The sequence below is a fragment of the Stenotrophomonas sp. YJH_SMC_131 genome, assembly GCF_059367975.1.
In genome coordinates, this window is the sequence record NZ_JCAFRJ010000006.1 from 75,869 (window position 1) to 92,542 (window position 16,674).

The 16,674-nt window shown below is 67.5% G+C and carries 15 protein-coding genes; 8 read left to right on the top strand and 7 right to left on the bottom strand.

Annotated features, from left to right (window positions below):
* Positions 1-130: 130 nt before the first annotated feature.
* The 3 genes from AC5P56_RS13740 to AC5P56_RS13750 all read left to right on the top strand — a co-directional run bounded on the left by AC5P56_RS13740 (position 131) and on the right by AC5P56_RS13750 (position 3,807).
* The gene (locus AC5P56_RS13740; RefSeq protein ID WP_111206665.1) at positions 131-1,723 is read left to right on the top strand and encodes a M20/M25/M40 family metallo-hydrolase; all 1,593 of its coding nucleotides are present in this window, start codon (positions 131-133) and stop codon (positions 1,721-1,723) included.
* Positions 1,724-1,877: 154 nt separating this feature from the next.
* Positions 1,878-3,281: a glutamate--tRNA ligase gene (gltX, locus tag AC5P56_RS13745; protein WP_111206667.1), complete on the top strand. Its 1,404-nt coding sequence runs from the start codon at positions 1,878-1,880 to the stop codon at positions 3,279-3,281.
* A 34-nt stretch (positions 3,282-3,315) separates the two neighbouring features.
* A complete protein-coding gene (locus tag AC5P56_RS13750) occupies positions 3,316-3,807 on the top strand; it encodes a Fur family transcriptional regulator (RefSeq protein ID WP_004150412.1) in 492 nt (163 codons plus the stop codon).
* Between the two features lie 112 nt (positions 3,808-3,919).
* On the opposite strand, the gene AC5P56_RS13755 is transcribed toward AC5P56_RS13750, so the two are convergent.
* The 4 genes from AC5P56_RS13755 to AC5P56_RS13770 form a co-directional block, all read right to left on the bottom strand.
* On the bottom strand, positions 3,920-5,074 hold the full coding sequence (locus tag AC5P56_RS13755) for an HlyD family secretion protein (protein WP_495231744.1): 1,155 nt from the start codon (positions 5,072-5,074) through the stop codon (positions 3,920-3,922).
* Positions 5,075-5,082: 8 nt separating this feature from the next.
* Positions 5,083-6,756, bottom strand: coding sequence for an MFS transporter (locus AC5P56_RS13760; protein WP_032956775.1), 1,674 nt, complete (start codon positions 6,754-6,756; stop codon positions 5,083-5,085).
* Positions 6,756-7,322, bottom strand: coding sequence for a TetR/AcrR family transcriptional regulator (locus AC5P56_RS13765; protein ID WP_014646454.1), 567 nt, complete (start codon positions 7,320-7,322; stop codon positions 6,756-6,758). Before AC5P56_RS13765 ends, AC5P56_RS13760 begins: the two co-directional genes overlap by 1 nt.
* Positions 7,323-7,521: 199 nt before the next feature.
* Complete coding sequence (locus AC5P56_RS13770; protein ID WP_049441522.1) at positions 7,522-9,738, bottom strand: TonB-dependent receptor; 2,217 nt, start codon at positions 9,736-9,738, stop codon at positions 7,522-7,524.
* A gap of 136 nt (positions 9,739-9,874) precedes the next feature.
* Here AC5P56_RS13770 and AC5P56_RS13775 point away from each other — a divergent pair, with 136 nt between their 5' ends.
* Together AC5P56_RS13775 and AC5P56_RS13780 are read left to right on the top strand one after the other, a co-directional pair.
* Entirely contained in the window at positions 9,875-10,288 is a 414-nt protein-coding gene (locus tag AC5P56_RS13775) for a MerC domain-containing protein (RefSeq protein WP_049441523.1), read from the top strand.
* Positions 10,289-10,398: 110 nt separating this feature from the next.
* On the top strand, positions 10,399-10,578 hold the full coding sequence (locus AC5P56_RS13780; RefSeq protein WP_004150462.1) for a 30S ribosomal protein THX: 180 nt from the start codon (positions 10,399-10,401) through the stop codon (positions 10,576-10,578).
* Positions 10,579-10,708: 130 nt separating this feature from the next.
* Here the strand turns inward: AC5P56_RS13780 and AC5P56_RS13785 are convergent, their stop codons facing one another.
* The 3 genes from AC5P56_RS13785 to AC5P56_RS13795 form a co-directional block, all read right to left on the bottom strand.
* Entirely contained in the window at positions 10,709-11,959 is a 1,251-nt protein-coding gene (locus AC5P56_RS13785) for an alkaline phosphatase family protein (RefSeq protein ID WP_046429675.1), read from the bottom strand.
* A 104-nt stretch (positions 11,960-12,063) separates the two neighbouring features.
* The gene (locus AC5P56_RS13790; RefSeq protein ID WP_005408696.1) at positions 12,064-12,555 is read right to left on the bottom strand and encodes a methylated-DNA--[protein]-cysteine S-methyltransferase; all 492 of its coding nucleotides are present in this window, start codon (positions 12,553-12,555) and stop codon (positions 12,064-12,066) included.
* Positions 12,552-14,030, bottom strand: coding sequence for a DNA-3-methyladenine glycosylase 2 family protein (locus tag AC5P56_RS13795; protein ID WP_049441525.1), 1,479 nt, complete (start codon positions 14,028-14,030; stop codon positions 12,552-12,554). The genes AC5P56_RS13790 and AC5P56_RS13795 overlap by 4 nt, the downstream gene beginning before the upstream one ends.
* A gap of 470 nt (positions 14,031-14,500) precedes the next feature.
* On the opposite strand from AC5P56_RS13795, the gene AC5P56_RS13800 reads away from it, so the two are divergent.
* The 3 genes from AC5P56_RS13800 to AC5P56_RS13810 are packed head-to-tail and all read left to right on the top strand — an operon-like array spanning position 14,501 to position 16,669.
* Entirely contained in the window at positions 14,501-15,664 is a 1,164-nt protein-coding gene (locus AC5P56_RS13800) for a COG3904 family protein (protein ID WP_041863185.1), read from the top strand.
* Positions 15,665-15,722: 58 nt separating this feature from the next.
* Positions 15,723-16,268, top strand: a complete 546-nt coding sequence (locus AC5P56_RS13805; RefSeq protein WP_069117380.1) for a DUF4019 domain-containing protein — start codon at positions 15,723-15,725, stop codon at positions 16,266-16,268.
* Positions 16,269-16,279: 11 nt separating this feature from the next.
* Positions 16,280-16,669 (top strand): MAPEG family protein, encoded by a 390-nt coding sequence (locus AC5P56_RS13810; protein ID WP_046429692.1) that lies wholly within the window; start codon positions 16,280-16,282, stop codon positions 16,667-16,669.
* Positions 16,670-16,674: the final 5 nt, after the last annotated feature.

Here is a 16,674-nt window from a genome sequence, read left to right on the forward strand (position 1 = left end):
CACTCTTCTGTGGGGGCGAACCCTGGTTCGCACGCTTCCGCGCCGCCCATGACCGATGGGAGGGTATCGCGGCGCCGCTGCTGGCTAGACTCGATGGGTTGATGAGAAGGCCGGAAGGCAGGGGTGCGATGTGTTGAAGTGGGGCGTGCTGGCCGTAGCGCTGGCGATGGGTGGCAATGCAGCGGCGCAGCAGCGCGAGACGGTGGACCTGGACATGGTCAGCCGCATCCGCCAGGAGGCCTTCCACCGTTCGCAGGTGATGGACACCTTCAGCTATCTCACCGAACGCATCGGCCCGCGGCTGACCAACTCGCTGGCGATGGGCCGCGCCAACGCGTGGACCCGCGGCAAGTTCAACGAATGGAAGCTGGACAACGTCCACGACGAAGCGTTCGATGACTTTGGCCGTGGCTGGGAGTTCACCTCGGCCAGCGTGGAAATGCTGGGTGACCGTGTGCAGCCGCTGCATGCACTGCCCAAGGCCTGGACGCCGGGCACCAAGGGGCCGGTTGAAGGCGAGCTGGTGCAGGTCGAGATCAAGAAGCCCGAAGACATCGAGAAGTATCGCGGCAAGCTGCGCGGCAAGATCCTGCTGCTGGGCGAGGCGCGCGAGTACAAGCGCGGCACCGAGCCGGATTCCCATCGGCATGACGCGACCTCGCTGGAAGGCCTGCAGGCGTTCACCCTGCCGAAGGACCAGGACGCCACCGCCGAGCGCGCCAAGCGGGTCAAGGAGTACCAGGAACGCCAGCAGCTGGCGACCAGGGTCAATGCGTTCTTCGTCGAAGAAGGGGCGCTGGCCTCGATCAGCATCAGCAGCTGGGACAACGGCATCATCCGCGTTGCCGGTGGTGGTTCGCGCAAGGCCGGCGAGCCGGTCGGCATCCCCGAGCTGGCGATGATCAGCGAGCACTTCAACCCGCTGGTGCGCGCGCTGAAGGCCGGGCAGACCGTGCGCCTGCGCGTGGATGTGGCCGCGCGCTTCACCGATGACGCCGACCAGCCCGGCTACAACACGCTGGCCGAGATCCGCGGCAGCAGCAGGCCTGATGAAGTGGTGATGATCGGCGCGCACCTGGATTCCTGGCACAGCGGCACCGGCGCGGCCGACAACGCCGCAGGCGTGGCGGTGATGATGGAGGCCATGCGCATCCTCAAGGCCACCGGCGCCAGGCCCAAGCGCACCATCCGCGTGGCGCTGTGGAGCGGCGAGGAGCAGGGCCTGATCGGCTCGCAGGCCTATGTGGCCAAGCATTTCGGCCGGTTCCCGGAGCCCACCGACCCGGCGCAGAAGGCGCTGCCGGCGTCGCTGCGCGAGCCGACCGGTGCACTGCAGAAGACCCGCGATTACAGCAAGTTCCAGGTCTACTTCAACATGGACAACGGCTCCGGCCGCTTCCGGGGCATCTACGCCCAGGAAAACCTGGCGGCGATGCCGATCTTCGAAGCCTGGCTGGCGCCGTTCCATGACGTCGGCGCCACCACCGTGGCGACCCGCAACACCGGCAGCACCGACCACATCAGCTTCGACCGCATCGGCCTGCCGGGCTTCCAGTTCATCCAGGACCGGCTGGACTACTTCACCAATGTCCACCACAGCCACCTGGACACCTGGGACCACGCCGAACCGGAAGACCTGAAGCAGGCCGCAGCCATCGTCGCCTCGTTCGCCTACAACGCCGCGATGCGCGAGCAGCCGTTCCCGCGCAAGGTGGAACCGTAAAAGGGGACGGAGGGGATTAAGTCGCATCTCCCCTCCGTTTCCCGGTTGCAGTACCCACGGGCTGGGCAATCGCGACTTAATCCCCTCCGTCCCCTTTTTCCGTCGGGGGCGGCGGGCTGGTAAAATCGGGGGATTCCCGTTCCTCGAGCCGTCCATGACCTGCCGCACCCGCTTCGCCCCCAGTCCCACCGGCTACCTGCACATCGGTGGTGCCCGCACCGCGCTGTACTGCTGGCTGGAGGCCCGCCACCGCGGCGGCGAGTTCGTGCTGCGCATCGAGGACACCGACCGTGAACGCAGCACCCAGGGCGCGATCGACGCCATCCTGGAGGCGATGGAGTGGCTGGGCCTGGACTACGACGAAGGCCCGATCTATCAGACCGACCGCGTCGCCCGCTACCGGGAAGTGGCAGAGCAGCTGATCGCCGACGGCAAGGCCTACTACGCCTACGAAACCCGCGAAGAGCTGGACGCGATGCGCGAGGCCGCCATGGCCAGGCAGGAAAAGCCGCGTTACAACGGCGCTGCACGCGAACTGGGCCTGCCGTACAAGGACGACCCGAACCGCGTCATCCGCTTCAAGAACCCGCTGGAAGGTACGGTGGTGTTCGACGACCTGATCAAGGGCCGCATCGAGATCGCCAACAGCGAGCTGGATGACATGGTCATCTTCCGCCCGGACGGCTACCCCACCTACAACTTCGCGGTGGTGGTGGACGACTGGGACATGGGCATCACCGAGGTCATCCGCGGCGACGACCACATCAACAACACCCCGCGCCAGATCAACCTGTACGAGGGCATTGGTGCGCCGGTGCCGAAGTTCGGCCACATGCCGATGATCCTGGACGAGCAGGGCGCCAAGCTGTCCAAGCGCACCGGCGCGGCCGACGTGATGCAGTACAAGGACGCCGGCTACCTGCCCGACGCGCTGCTGAGCTACCTGGCCCGCCTGGGCTGGTCGCACGGTGACCAGGAGCTGTTCAGCCGCCAGGAGCTGATCGACCTGTTCGACGTGAAGGACTGCAATTCCAAGGCCTCGCGTCTGGACATGGCCAAGCTGGGTTGGGTCAACCAGCACTTCCTGAAGACCGAGGACGTGGCCGCCATCGTGCCGCACCTGGTCTACCAGCTGGAGAAGCTGGGCCTGGACGTGGCCGCCGGCCCGGCCCCGGAGGATGTGGTGATCGCCCTGCGTGAACGCGTGCAGACCCTGAAGGAAATGGCCGAGAAGGCCGTGGTCTGGTACCAGCCGCTGACCGGGTACGACGAAGCGGCGGTGGCCAAGCACCTCAAGGCCGGTGCCGAGGTGGCGCTGGGCAAGGCCCGCGAGCTGCTGGCAGCGTTGCCGGAGTGGACCGCCGAGTCGGTGGGCGTCGCCCTGCACGACGCGGCCGCAGCGCTGGAAATCGGCATGGGCAAGGTCGCCCAGCCGCTGCGCGTGGCGATCACCGGCACCCAGGTCAGTCCTGACATCTCCCATACCGTGTACCTGGCCGGCCGCGAGCAGGCCTTGAAACGCATTGATGTGGCCATCACCAAGGTAGCAACGGCCTGAGGCATCCTTGCCAGGCCCGAACCGGAGAACACGCATGCCCGCCAAGACCGCCACTGCCTGTACCGCCCCGCACCACCATGTCCACGACGCATCGGATTTCGTGGCGGTGGTCGAGCGTGTCTCGCGCGAACGCGGGCTGCGCCTGACCCCGATCCGCGCCAACGTGCTGAAGCTGATCGCCGAGGCCGGCAAGCCGGTCAAGGCCTACGAGCTGCTGGAATGGGTGCGCAACGGCAAGGGCGTGGGCGCCGATGCCCCGCCCACCGTGTACCGCGCGCTGGACTTCCTGATGGCCAATGGCTTCGTGCACAAGCTGGAATCGGTCAATGCCTTCGTGGCCTGCCATCACCCCAGCAGTGCCGCGCATTCGGTGCCGTTCCTGATCTGCAACAGCTGCCACAGCGCGGTGGAGCTGGAAGACCGCGAGATCGTCACCCAGCTGGAGAAGCGCGCCAAGGAGCTGGGCTTCCAGCCGCAGGCACAGACGCTGGAAGTGCATGGCCTCTGCGCGCGCTGCGCCGGCTAACGCAACGGTAGGGCCGGCCGCTGGCCGGCATTTTTGGAAACGGGGTCAGATCCCTTTGCCACTGGCAAAGGGATCTGACCCCGTTTCATACCGGTGCGGCAGGGCCTGCGTCCTAGTCCATCGGCTTGGACCGGGTATCCACCCGCACGATCACCGACATGCCGGGCCGCAGCTGCTTTGCCAGCTTCTGATCCCTGTTGATCGATATCCGCACCGGCAGCCGCTGCACCACCTTGGTGAAGTTGCCGCTGGCATTGTCCGGGCGCAGCACGCTGAATTCCGACCCGGTGGCTGGGGCGATCTCCTGCACGCGGCCCCGCAGCACCTGGCCCTGGAACGCGTCCACCGAGAACGTCGCCGGTTGGCCGATCGCCATGCCCCAGGTCTGGCCTTCCTTGTAGTTCGCCACCACCCACAGCGTGTCAGGTACCAGGAACAGCAGCTGCGAACCGGCAGCGACGTACTGGCCCACGCGTACGCTGGCTTCGCTGATCTGGCCGTCGCGTGGTGCGTGGATCACCGTGTTGGCCAGGTCGATGCGGGCCAGTTCCAGCTGCGCCTGCGCGCTTTCCACCTGCGCTTCCAGGCTCTTGCGCGCGACCTGGGTCGACACCAGCGTTTCCTCGGCGATGCGGATCTGCGCCTGCGACTGTTGCACGCTGGCCTGTGCCGACGCCTGGGTGGTGCGGAACTTGTCGCGGTCGTTGATGGACACCAGCTGCTGCGCCGCCAGTTCCTCGTAGCGTTTCAATTCATTGCGCGAACGCTGCAGTTCGGCCTGGCCAGCCGACTGCGTGGCGCGGGCGGAGGCAATCTGTGCGCGGTTCTGCGCCTGTGACTGGTCCGAGTTGGCCAGCGCCGCGCGCGCGCTGTCCAGCGTCGCCTGCGCCTGGGCCACGCGCTGCGCATAGATGCGGTCATCGATGCGCAGCAGCGGCTCGCCCTGCTTCACATGCTGGAAATCCTTCACCAGCACTTCGGTCACATAGCCGTTCACCTGCGGCGCCATCACCGTGATCTGGCCGCGTACATAGGCGTTGTCGGTCACCATCACGCTGCTGGTGAACGGCCACAGGTGCCAGGCGCGCAGGATCAGCGCAATGCCCAGCAAGGCCACTACCACCATCACCACCACGCTGCGGGCGCTGGGCTTGAGGTACTTCGGCGCGACCGCAGGTTCTACCGGCGTGGCCGCGGGCGCCGCGTCGGTCGGCGGCGGTGGGGTGACGTTGTCGGTGTCGTCGGGGCGGGGCGGGACGGGAGGCATGGGAGGACTCAACGGGACGCGGCCGGCGTGGACGCGGTGGAAAGGGCGGGGTGGCGCTTGCGCCATTGCTTGAGCACGGCGGTGCGCAGCGACAGCAGCAGCAACCAGCACAGGAAGCCGATCGCCAGCCAGCCGCTCAGCGTGAACACGTCATTGAAGCCACGCACGTTGGCTTCGCGGCGCGTGGTCTGCGCCAGCTGCGCGCTGCCCTGCGCACTGCGCAGCACCGGGTCGGTGATCTGCGCAGCGTACAGCTGCTGCTGGATGCGCAGCCGTTGCGCGACCACCGGATCGGCCGGATCGAGCTGGCTGGTCAGCGCGCTGGAATACAGCTGCTCGCGATGCAGCTGGAAGGTCCCCAGCACCGCCGAACCTGCCAGGCCACCCAGGGTCTGCGTGATCGACAGCGTCACCAGGAAGGTGATCATGTGGTCGACGCCCTGTTTCAACGCGGCGGAGATGCCGAGCATGATCAGCGGGCCCATGAACATGCCGGCACCGACCGAGGCCAGGAACTGGCTGGCGTAGAAGTCGTGCGGCCGGTCCAGGCTGGTGCGGTGCTGGTCGAAGAACGCGGCGGCGCCCAGCAGCAGGATCGCCATCAGCAGCTGCGCGATCAGCCGCTTCGGTCCGAAGGTGAGCGAGGCGCCGGCGATGCCGACGATCACCCCGGCCAGGATCACTACGAACAACGGCCGCATCTGGTCAGGCCCCATGCCCAGCGTGCGCATCAGGTTGACCACGCCGTAGGACTGCTCGGTGGTCAGGAAGCGGATCAGGAACGCGCCGACGATGAAGTGCAGCACCGGCAGCTTCGACAGCCAGCGGATCTGCAGCAGCGGATTGCGCCGGTAGTGTTCGATGATGAAGGCGGTGGTGGACAGCACGATCGAGGCGACCAGCGCCCAGCCCAGCCATGGGGTGTTGAGCCACCAGCGCGTGTAGCCCTGCGCCAGTACGATCACCAGCAGCGCGACCGCCGGCGCGAGCAGGGCGAAAGTGAGGAAGTCCAATGGCTCGAACGCCTTTACCTGGATGCCCGGCGGCAGCTTCAGCACCACCACTGCCGCGAACGCGCACAGGGCCAGGCCGGCTTCGAAGGAGTACAGCTGGTGCCATTGGCCGGTATCGACCAGGCCTGGTGAAACGATCCAGGCGATCGGCACCGCCAGCTGCGACAGGCCGACACCGACCACCAGGAGATTGCCGGTGAATCGGCGCGGCAGCGCCTGCAGCATGTACAGCGTGCCCAGTGTGGAACAGGCCGCACCCGCGAAGCCGCTGGCGGCTCGGGTCAGCATCGTGGTCTCGAAGCTGCCGACGAACAGGTGCAGCACCGCCAGCGCCGCATACAGGCCCAGGCCGATCTCGGCGAACAGGCGGATGCCGTACTGCTGGCGGAACTTGAAGGCCAGCAGGTTGGCGGTGACATTCACCATCGCATACGCGGCCACCAGCCAGCTGCCCTGGGTCGGAGTGAGCGCCAGCTGGCCCTGCAGGAACGGCAGGTTGGCGGTGACCAGCGCATTGCCGAGGCCGCCGGTGATCGCCACCAGCAACGATACCAGCGCATAGGCCGCGCGCCGGTACGGCGGGTGCCAGGGCATCGACGCCGAGCCGGGCATGGTCGGCTTCTCATGCTCCTCCCAATCCGGAACCGGCTTCAGATACGGCTGGACCATCAACGGGCCTCGCTGGCAGCTCCCTGGAGACCCCCACGCAGCAGCTGCAGGGCACGCCCGGCCAACTGGGCGCGCTCGTCGCGGGTCTTGCCGCGCAGGGCCGCACCCAGCATGCCCGAGATCAGTGAAATATCCGTCTTTTCCAGGTCGTCACGGCACAGCCCGGCGGCCTTGGCGCGCGCGATCGGTTCCTCCAGCAGGTCGCGCACGGTCTCGCGCGCGGCGCGCATGGACGGCACGTCCGAATCAACCGCACGCCAGTAATCGGCCAGTGCCGGCGAATCGATGATGCGCTGGGCCATGCCCTCGAACACCTCGAACAGGGCGTCATCGCGGTCACCGAGCTGTTCGACCTGGCGCCGGATGCGGTCGACCGTGCGCTGCAGCAGCGCCTGGATCAGCGCGGTGCGGTCGGGGAAGTTGCGGTACAGGGTGGCGCGGCCCACCTGGGCGCGTTCGACCACCAGATCCAGCGGGGCGGTGACGCCATGTTGGCCGAAGACATGATCGGCGGCGTCGAGGATGAGGGCACGGCGGGCAGCAGCATCGGCACGTTGAGCGGTCATGGAATCATTTTCGGACAAAAGTGTCCGATTGGCGAGACTTTGAGTGACGGGATTGTCCGGTTGTTGTCGTACGCACACCTTTGTGACGGATGCGTGATGGCGTGGGACGGAATGAAAACGGGGGCCCGAAGGCCCCCGTGCAATGGGGTGGTGCCAGAGCCCTTTCCTTCGGAAAGGGATCCGACCCCGCCGTGCGCGATCAGAAGAACGCGCGGATCCCGAATGCGACTCCACGGCCTGGCAGCGGCGAGTAGTCGCGCAGCAGCGAGGTATGCGGGCGCACTTCGCGGTTGGTCAGGTTGCTGCCATCCAGGAACACCTCGTAGCTGTTGCCCGCGTTGCGATCCCAGCGGTAGGCCAGGTGCGCGTCGACCAGCGTGTAGCCGTCGCTCGGGGCTTCGTTCTGGGCAACGTCCTTCTGGCGGCTGTAACGCACCGCACCGACCGAGGCGCGCCAGCCGTCCTTCGACCAGCGCAGGTCGGCACCCACGCGGGCCGGGGCGATACGCGGCAGGTAGCCGGTGTTGGCCAGCTCCACGTTGTAATTGTGGTTGTGGTCGCCGTGCGGCACGGCGATGTCGAGGTTGCGGCTGCCGCTGCCATCCAGCTTGGCCTTCACATAGTCACCGAACAGGCGCAGATCCCAGTCACCGGCGCCACCCTCGAACAGGTGCACCAGCGCTTCGGCCTCGGCGCCGCGGAACACCGCGTCCTGCTGGGTCCAGGCGCGGACCGGCAGGCCTTCGGTAACACCGGTGTCGGCGAGGTAGATGAAGTCCTTGAACTTCGTCTGGTAGACCGACGCGGAGAAGTCCAGGCGATCGCTGTGGGTATGGATGCCCAGTTCGACGCGCTGGCCGCGCTCGGTTTTCAGGTTGGCGTCGCCGATCTCCAGCGAGCGGGTGGCGATGTGCGCGCCGGCGGCGTACAGCTCTTCGTTGGTGGGTGCACGCTCTGAGCTGTCCACGCCGATGCGCAGGTCAACGGCATCGTTGAGCTTCCAGATACCGGCGGCAGACAGGTTGGTGGCACCGAACGTGCGGCGACGGTAGTCACCGGTCGGGTCCAGCTTGACCTGGTCGTGGCGGCCACCCAGTTCCAGCTTGAACGGGCCGAACTGCTTTTCCTGCAGCACGAACAGGCCGATGTTCCTGGTGCCGGTATCCGGTACGAACGCCTCTTCGCCCTTGGCGCCGAAATCGCTGTTGCCGAACTGCAGGCCGAACGCGCCGTCCCAGCCGCCGATCTGCTGCTGCACGGCTTCCAGGCGCGCTTCGATACCACGGTTGGTGAAGCGCGTCGACGGCGTGCCGGCCTCCAGCTCCACGTGCTCGTAGTCGGTGTAAGCCACGCGTGCGTTGATGTTCTTCAGGAACGAGACCGGGTTGTAGATGCCGGCCTTGGTCTCGAAGCGGTTCTGCACCATGTCGATGCGCACGTCATGCTCGTCGCCGCCTTCCTCTTCATCGCCGTGGTCGTGACCGTGGTCATGGCCGTGGTCATCACCATCGGCATGCACGTGCGCGCCATTGGGAATGCCGTAGTTGGTGCGATAGGTGCTGGCCGACACACCGAAGTAACCACCGTCGCCCAGCCACGTTGCGCCGACGCCGCCGGCGCGGGTGCGGATCGAACTGTTGTCCAGGCGGCCGCGGCGCGGTTCTTCGCCCTCGGCTGCATCGTGATCATGGTCGTGATCGTGATCGTGGTCATGGTGGTCTTCAAGGCTGTCGATCACCGCGTAGCCGGGAATGCGGTAGTCGTCGCCATTGCGCACCAGGCCATCCACGTGCAGCACGACGTTGCCGCTGACACCATCGAGGCGGAACATGCCGCTGCGCTCATTGTTCACCGAGTTGCCGCGCAGCTCGGCGCGACCGCTGAGCGGGCGCTCCGGCAGTTCGCGCGCGATGCGGCCATCCACCACATTGACCGCACCACCGATGGCGCCGCTGCCGAACAGCAGCGTGGCCGGACCCTTCAGCACTTCGATCTGGTCGGCCAGGAACGGCTCGATGCTGGTGGCATGGTCGGCGCTGACCGTGGAGGCGTCCATGTTGCCCATGCCGTTGGACAGCACGGCAACGCGCGGGCCTTCCTGGCCGCGGATGATCGGGCGGCCGACGCCGGGGCCGAAGAAGGTGCTCTGTACGCCCGGCAGCTTGGCCACGGTATCGCCCAGGGTGCCGGCCTTCTGCTCGTCCAGGCGCTCACCGGCCAGCACGTCCACCGGGCGCGCCAGGGATTCGGCATCGCCCTGCAGCGGCGACGCGGTGACCTGTACCGAGGAGAGTTCGGTCAGGTGGCGGTCACGGTGGGAGGTGTCCTGGCCGGCTGCAAAGGCGACGGACGGCAACAGGGCGGCGAGGGCCAGGGCCAGGGAATGCGGCTTGAGCCGAGGGGTGTGGGCGGGCATGGGCAGGTCCTTTGTTACAATGTATCAATCGCAGGGCGCACGAATCCCGTCGAGGGGACAGGGGGAGGGAAAACCGTGCGGTTCGGAGAGGGATGTTATATTATTCCATAACGATTCGCCGACCCTGCTGGAAGTCATGTCCCTGTCCTCACGCCTGCGCCACCTGCTCGACCGTTTCGGTGCCACTGGTTCGATGCTGTGCGCATTGCATTGCGCGGTGATTCCCGTGCTGCTGGCGGCGGCGCCGTCGCTGGGCCTGTCGTTCTGGCTGAGCGATGGCGTGGAACAGGCGCTGGTGGTGTTCGTGACCCTGCTCGGGCTGTTCAGCCTGGTCTGGGGCTATCGCCGCCACGGTGCGCTGCGTGCGCTCGGCTTCCTGATCCCCGGCCTGGTCGCGCTGTGGGCCGGCGTGCTGTACGACCCGCTGCACCACAATGCGGTGCCGCATGCGGTGGTGATGACCATCGGCGGCCTGCTGGTCGGCGTTGCCCACCTGGTCAACCTGCGCCTCAACCACGGCCACGTGCACGACGCAAGCTGCGCGCACTAGGCACGCCGTGATAGGATTTCCGATCGTGCGCGGGGGCGCCCAGCAAGGCGGCCCCGCCGAACCCGTGTCAGTACGGGGTAACCAGATTTCACACTTGAGGAGTTGAAGACATGGGTAAGGGTGACCGCAAGACCGCCAAGGGCAAGCGCTACAACGCCAGCTACGGCAACGCCCGTTCGCACACCGCGAGCAAGGTCGCCGTAGGCGCCGCCGCCCCGGTTGCCAAGAAGACCGTGGCCAAGGCTCCGGCGAAGAAGGCCGTGGCGAAGAAGGCCGTCGCCAAGGCCTGATCAGGCCGACCGACCGGTCCAAGGAAAACGCGGCGCCTGGCGCCGCGTTTTTTTATGCGCGTTCCTGCAGGGCCGAGCCCATGTTCGGCTGGCGTAATGCAGCCGAGCATGGGCTCGCTCTACAGGGAATTCAGCGCAAGGTCTGCTTCAGCGTTTCCGGATTGCCATCGTTCGGCGCGGCCGGCACCTGCAGCAGGTGGGCCAGCAGCGGGTAGACGTCGACATTGTCGAAGCCGTCGATCACCAGGCCCTGGCGGAACGACGGGCCGCTGGCCACGAACACCGCACGCATCGACGGCAGGGCATTGTCGTAGCCGTGCGAGCCACGGTCCTGCTTCGCGCGCTTGGCGATCTTCTCGCGGTGCAGCGCATCCCAGCCTTCATCCATCGCACAGACGATGGCCGGAACCCGCGGATGCGTGCCGTAGTGCCAGCGCGCCGGCAGGTTCTCCTTCTTCCAGCACTCGTAGTGCGCATGGCGGCCGAGCAGGGCGCGTTCGGCCTCAGCCTCACGACCGGCCACTGGCGCGAAGCCCACCGACTGGCCCTGGCTGACGTTGCGCGCGATGGACGGGTCGGCCATCGATTCGGTGGCGATCACGTGGCCGTCGGCGACGCTGGCCATGCCGTGGTCGGACACCACGATCACATTGGTGGTGGCGGCCAGGCCGCGCTGCTGCAGGCCGTCGAGCACCTGGCCGACGATCAGGTCGGCGCGTGCGATGGCGTCGGCGTACTGCTTCGACCCGGGGCCGTAGTTGTGCCCGGCCTTGTCCACGTGCTCCATGTACAGCGTGGTCAGTCGCGGGGCATCGGCGTCGGTCTGTGCCAGCCAGTCGAGCACGATACCGGCACGCTGCTCCAGCGGTTCCTTGCCGTCGTAGATGCGCCACTGGCTGGGGCGCACACCACGGATTTCCGATTCACTGCCCGGCCACGACGTCGTGGCGGTGCGCACGCCGGCGTTCTCGGCGCCGACCCAGATCGGTTCACCGCCCCACCAGGCACTGGTGGTGACGGCCTCGCGGTTGCTCAGCTCGAAACGGCCCAGCGCTTCATCGTCCATGCTGTTGTTGACGATGCCATGGTGGTCCGGTCGCAGGCCGGTGACGATGGTGTAGTGGTTGGGAAACGTCAGGGAAGGATAGGACGGTGTCATCCAGCGGGCGCGCACGCCGCCGTCGATCATCCGCTGCAGGTTCGGGGTCAGCCCGCGGTCCAGCGCATCGGCGCGCAGGCCGTCGATGGAGATCAGCAGCAGCTTCGGCGGTGCGGCCGATGCGACGGACGTGGGAACGGAGGCGGTAGGGGCAGGCGCAGTGGTGCAGGCAGCCAATGGCAGCAGCAGCGCCAGCGAACAGGTCAGGCGTACGGAAGTCATCCGTGCATGATAAGCCGGTGCAATTACCGGCCCAAGACACGGCGCGCCAGGATCGCCCGGGGTCAGATCCCTTTTCCACGGGAAAAGGGATCTGACCCCGATGTTCAGGCGAACAGCGGGGCCTGGCGTTGTTCCAGCCGCAGCAGCGCGGCCTTGGTTTCCAGGCCACCGCCGAAACCGGTCAGTGCACCGTTGCTGCCGATCACGCGGTGGCAGGGCAGGATGATCGGCAACGGGTTGCGCCCGTTGGCCGCGCCCACCGCGCGGGTCGCGCTGGGCTGTCCCAGGTGTTGCGCCAGTTGCAGGTAGCTCCAGGTCTGGCCGAACGGAATCAGCGCCAGCGCCTGCCACACGCGCAGCTGGAACGGCGTACCACGCGGCGCCAGCACAAGGTCGAAGCTGTTGCGCTCGCCGTGCAGGAACTGCAGCAGCTGCTCGCGTGCTTCCGGCAAGGCATCCGGTGCGTAATGCCAGTCATCACGCCCGCGCGCGGGGTGGCGGTTCTCCGGGAACAGCACGTGTGACAGGCCACGCTCGTCGCCGGCGATGGTCAACACGCCGATCGGGCTGTCGAAACGATCGAACAACAGTGTCATGTCGGTTCTCCAACGAATGTGCCGGACAGGTGCCACAGGTGCAGCACGGCGTAGGCGCGCCAGGGACGCCACGGTTGCGAGCGCGCTTCGGTTGCGCGTTCGCTCAGGCGCTGGCCCTGCGCGTGGCCGAGGACCTGCTGCAGTACAAGATCGCCGGCCGGGAAGGCATCGGGCTGGCCGAGGCCACGCAAAGCGATGTACTGCGCGGTCCATGGGCCGATGCCGGGCAGTGCCACGCAGCGGGCAACAAACTCTTCCAGCGCCTGGCCGGGCCCGAAGTCGAGCTGGCCGCTGGCGCAGGCGGTGGCCAGTGCACGCACGGTCGCGGCGCGGCTGCGCGGCAGGCCGATTGATTCCAGAGGCGCCTCGGCCAATACCTCGGGTGCCGGGAACTGGCGATCAAAGTCGGACGACATGCCCGGCAGGTGCGCGCCATAGGCATCGACCAGCCGCCGCGCGAAGGTGGTGGCGGCGGCAACAGTAACCTGCTGGCCGAGCACGGCGCGCACGCCCACTTCGAAGCCATCCCAGCCGCCGGGCACGCGCAGCCCCGGGCGCTCGGCGATGCCGCGCGCCAGCAAGGGTTCCTCACCCAATGCGGCGTGCACCTGCTGCAGGTCGGCATCCAGATCAAACACGCGACGCACGCGGCGCACGATGTACGGGATCAGGCGCGGATCCACCGCACCCAGCTGCAGGCGCAGCTCCGGGCGCTTCGGGTCGGCAGTGACGCGCAGCAGGGTGGGGCGCTCCGGCGTGCCCAGCACGCGCTGGTAGCTGTCCTCGCCAATCAGTTCGATGCCGGGCAGGCTGCGCTTGCGCAGGAACGCCAGCATGCGCGGGAAGTCCAGCGGTGGACGGTAGCCCAGGCGCAGCACCAGGCCGCCATCGTCGGCGGCCAGCGGTTGATGCTGGCGGCGCAGTGCGGTGGGGGCCATGCCGCAGCCCTGCAGGAATGCGGTATTGAAGCGGCGCAGGCTGTTGTATCCGGCGGCCAGTGCGACGTCGGTCACCGCCAGCGTGGTCTCGGTCAGCAGTTGCTTGGCCAGCAGCAGGCGATGGGTGGCGTGGATCTGCCCGGGCGTCGCGCCCAGGCGTTCGACGAACAGGCGCTGCAGCTGGCGCGCGCTGAGGCCGAGCTTCGTAGCAAGATCGGCCACCGGCTGCTCCTGCAGGAAGCCGCCGTGGATCAGGGCCAGGGCGCGCTGTACGGTCTGCCCGGCCAGTGCCTGCTGGGCCTGTGGTGCCAGCTCCGGGCGGCAGCGCAGGCACGGGCGATAGCCGGCGGCCGCGGCGGCCGCGGCGGTCGGGTAGTAGGTGATGTTGCGCGGCTTCGGGGGCGGTGCGGGGCAGACCGGGCGGCAATAGATGCCGGTGCTGCGCACGGCGGTGAAGAACACGCCGTCGAAACGTGCGTCGCGGGCCAGGCGGGCGCGGTCGCAGGCGGCGGTGTCGAGGGCGAGGGCGGTGTCCATGGCGGCAGTCTAGGCGGGTGCGGGCGGGGATACTCGCCACATTCGGACATGGATGCTGAAGGCGGTCACGCCGGGCTGCGCCCGGACCCGCGGTAGTGCCGGCCGCTGGCCGGCAACAGCAACAGCAGAAGCGGGATTCCTGTGGGATGGCGCGGTGGGTCCGGTGGCAGGGGACGCCGTGAACCCCCAGACCGGCCCAGCCGCTGGCGGCTGTGCGTTCGGGCGCTTGCGAAGCAGTGCTTCGCAAGCAAAGCGCCCTCACCCCTGGGGACTTGGTCGCGGCATCCATGCCGCTCGCACCCCTGCCACCGGACCCACCACGCCTTCGACAGGTTCCTGAGGCTGTTGGTAGGTGCCGACCTTGGTCGACACGCTTTCCCAAGGGTCAGAAGGGGTTCAGTGCCACGCGCTGAATGCGCGGCCTGGACGGGTAGACTGTGGCTCTTGGTCCCATGAATCCCGGTTGCCCGATGTCCGCCAAATTCCGCTGGTTGCCCCTGTTGTGCCTGGCCCTGGCGGGCTGCAGTCAGCTGGAGAATCCGGGCAACGTGACCGCTGCCGACAAGGCAGCGCGGGCGCCGGCCAGTGATGGCGAGAACATGGTTTCGATCAATGCCGCCGACGCGCCACCGGCACCGGCACCACCGCGCAGCCAGGCGGGTCGGCCGTGGCCGCAGGCGCAGCTGGAAAATGGGCGTGCGTGGGTCAGTTGCAGCACGGAATATGCGGGCGATGCCGGCGACGGTGCCGAACTGGAAGGGCTGCAGCGCGAGCAGATCACCCAGGCCCTGGCGCCGTGTGCCGAGCGTGGGCTGATGCGCGTGCGTTACGCCGGCAAGATCAATCCGGGCTTCGCCGAAATGATGTGGCGGTTGGCGGTGGTCGCTGACGAACTGAAGATCCACAAGCGCATCCTCGACCTGGACTCCAGTGGTGGCCAGGTGGAGTCGGCGATCGTGGCCGGTGACAGCATCGGTGAATCGGGCTGGACCATCTGGGTGCGCGAAGGCTCCATCTGCCACAGCGCCTGCGTGTTCGTGCTGGCTGCCGGTGACAACCGCCTGCTGTCGGGCAAGGTCGGCATCCACCGCATGATGCGGATCAGCTCCAAGGCCACCTCGCGCGCCGAGCTCAACCGCGAGCTGCACGAAGTCTACGACAACGTGAAGGATTACCTGCAGCGCAATGGCGTGGCGGTGGGCGTGGCCGATCTGATGATGACCGTGCCCAATCGCAGCCTGCGCCTGCTGACGCCGGATGAGCTGCGCCAGTACGGCCTGGATGGCACCAACGCGGTGCAGGACGATCTGGAACGGATCAAGCAGATGCGCGCCTGCGGCGATGACTTCGTGCAGCGCAAGGACGCGTTCCTGATCGCCTTCGACCAGCAGTGCAAGCGCGACGGCGCCGACATGGAATCGATCAACAGCTGCGGCCAGGCCCTGAAGCAGCGCTTCGGTTTCCCGGATGCGGTATGCCCGGACGAAAGCCCGCTGTCGGAGATCGATGTGGCGACGCTGCCACCGGCACCGTCGGAGCCGCCGCCGGTGGCCGAGCAGCCGCCAGCGAACACCGCCGCGCCCGCCGCGCAAGCTGATGCGGCAGCGGTGGAGGGCAACGCTCCGGCACGCTGACGGCGTAGTCACCGCGCTGGCGTAGACTGCGGTTCTCTCCAGAAAACCGGCGGTGTCCATGAAGCGCGCGTTCCTGCTGCTGTCCCTGCTGCCCCTGACCGTGTTGGCGCAGGCCCCTGCGCCGGCCACGCCTGCGCCGGCCCCGGCACGCCCGGCACCAGCCTCGCCGGCAGCTGCGAAGCCCGCTACCGCCGGTTCCCCTGCGTTGACCGCTGCTCAACAGGCGCAGGTGCAGAAACAGGACGCGGAAATGGGCGCCGCCGCAGTGAAGGCAGCGCAGCTGGTCGACGCCAACCGCGCCGGCGAATTGTGGGATGGCGCTTCGGCCGTCGCGCGTCGTGCGGTGCCGAAGGCCGCTTTCGTCAGCCAGTTGGCCGCCGAGCGCACGCGCCTGGGTGCGCTGGCCGGGCGTGGCCAGCCGACCATCACCCGGGTCAAGTACAGCGCCGGTGCAGCAGTGCCGGAAGGGCTGTACATCAACGTCAGCTTCCCGACCCGTTTCGCCAACAGCGCACAGCCGGTGCGCGAGCTGGTCTCGTTCCGTTTCGACGAGGACCAGGTGTGGCGCCTGGCCGGTTACAGCCTGCGCGCGTCGGCACCCTGAGGAGGTGAATGATGGCAACTGAACTGACGATGCTGGCCTGGTCGGTACTGCTGGGCTTCGTGTACATCTTCGCCACCTCCACGGTGGTCACCCGCGAGCGCGGGATGAAGTGGAATGCTTCGGCACGCGATGGCGATGCAAAGCCGCTCAGCCCGCTGGCCGGGCGCCTGCAGCGTGCGCAGGCCAATTTCCTGGAGACGTTTCCGTTCTTCGCCGCCGCCGCCATCGCAGTGGTCGTGGCCGGTCGCGGCAACGACACCACTGCACTGGCGGCGCAGGCCTACTTCTGGGCGCGTGTGGTCTATCTGCCCCTGTACGCCGCAGGCGTGCCCTACGTGCGCAGCCTGGTGTGGCTGGTGTCGCTGCTATCGATCCTGGCGCTGGTGTTCGCACTTCTGTAAGTCGG

What these genes read in the sequence shown, in the direction of transcription:
- gltX (WP_111206667.1), top strand. Translation starts at nt 1,878, where the DNA reads ATGACCTGCCGCACCCGCTTCGCCCCCAGTCCCACCGGCTACCTGCAC.
- AC5P56_RS13750 (WP_004150412.1), top strand. Translation starts at nt 3,316, where the DNA reads ATGCCCGCCAAGACCGCCACTGCCTGTACCGCCCCGCACCACCATGTC.
- AC5P56_RS13755 (WP_495231744.1), bottom strand. Translation starts at nt 5,074, where the DNA reads ATGCCTCCCGTCCCGCCCCGCCCCGACGACACCGACAACGTCACCCCA.
- AC5P56_RS13760 (WP_032956775.1), bottom strand. Translation starts at nt 6,756, where the DNA reads ATGGTCCAGCCGTATCTGAAGCCGGTTCCGGATTGGGAGGAGCATGAG.
- AC5P56_RS13765 (WP_014646454.1), bottom strand. Translation starts at nt 7,322, where the DNA reads ATGACCGCTCAACGTGCCGATGCTGCTGCCCGCCGTGCCCTCATCCTC.
- AC5P56_RS13770 (WP_049441522.1), bottom strand. Translation starts at nt 9,738, where the DNA reads ATGCCCGCCCACACCCCTCGGCTCAAGCCGCATTCCCTGGCCCTGGCC.
- AC5P56_RS13775 (WP_049441523.1), top strand. Translation starts at nt 9,875, where the DNA reads ATGTCCCTGTCCTCACGCCTGCGCCACCTGCTCGACCGTTTCGGTGCC.
- AC5P56_RS13780 (WP_004150462.1), top strand. Translation starts at nt 10,399, where the DNA reads ATGGGTAAGGGTGACCGCAAGACCGCCAAGGGCAAGCGCTACAACGCC.
- AC5P56_RS13785 (WP_046429675.1), bottom strand. Translation starts at nt 11,959, where the DNA reads ATGACTTCCGTACGCCTGACCTGTTCGCTGGCGCTGCTGCTGCCATTG.
- AC5P56_RS13790 (WP_005408696.1), bottom strand. Translation starts at nt 12,555, where the DNA reads ATGACACTGTTGTTCGATCGTTTCGACAGCCCGATCGGCGTGTTGACC.
- AC5P56_RS13795 (WP_049441525.1), bottom strand. Translation starts at nt 14,030, where the DNA reads ATGGACACCGCCCTCGCCCTCGACACCGCCGCCTGCGACCGCGCCCGC.
- AC5P56_RS13800 (WP_041863185.1), top strand. Translation starts at nt 14,501, where the DNA reads ATGTCCGCCAAATTCCGCTGGTTGCCCCTGTTGTGCCTGGCCCTGGCG.
- AC5P56_RS13805 (WP_069117380.1), top strand. Translation starts at nt 15,723, where the DNA reads ATGAAGCGCGCGTTCCTGCTGCTGTCCCTGCTGCCCCTGACCGTGTTG.
- AC5P56_RS13810 (WP_046429692.1), top strand. Translation starts at nt 16,280, where the DNA reads ATGGCAACTGAACTGACGATGCTGGCCTGGTCGGTACTGCTGGGCTTC.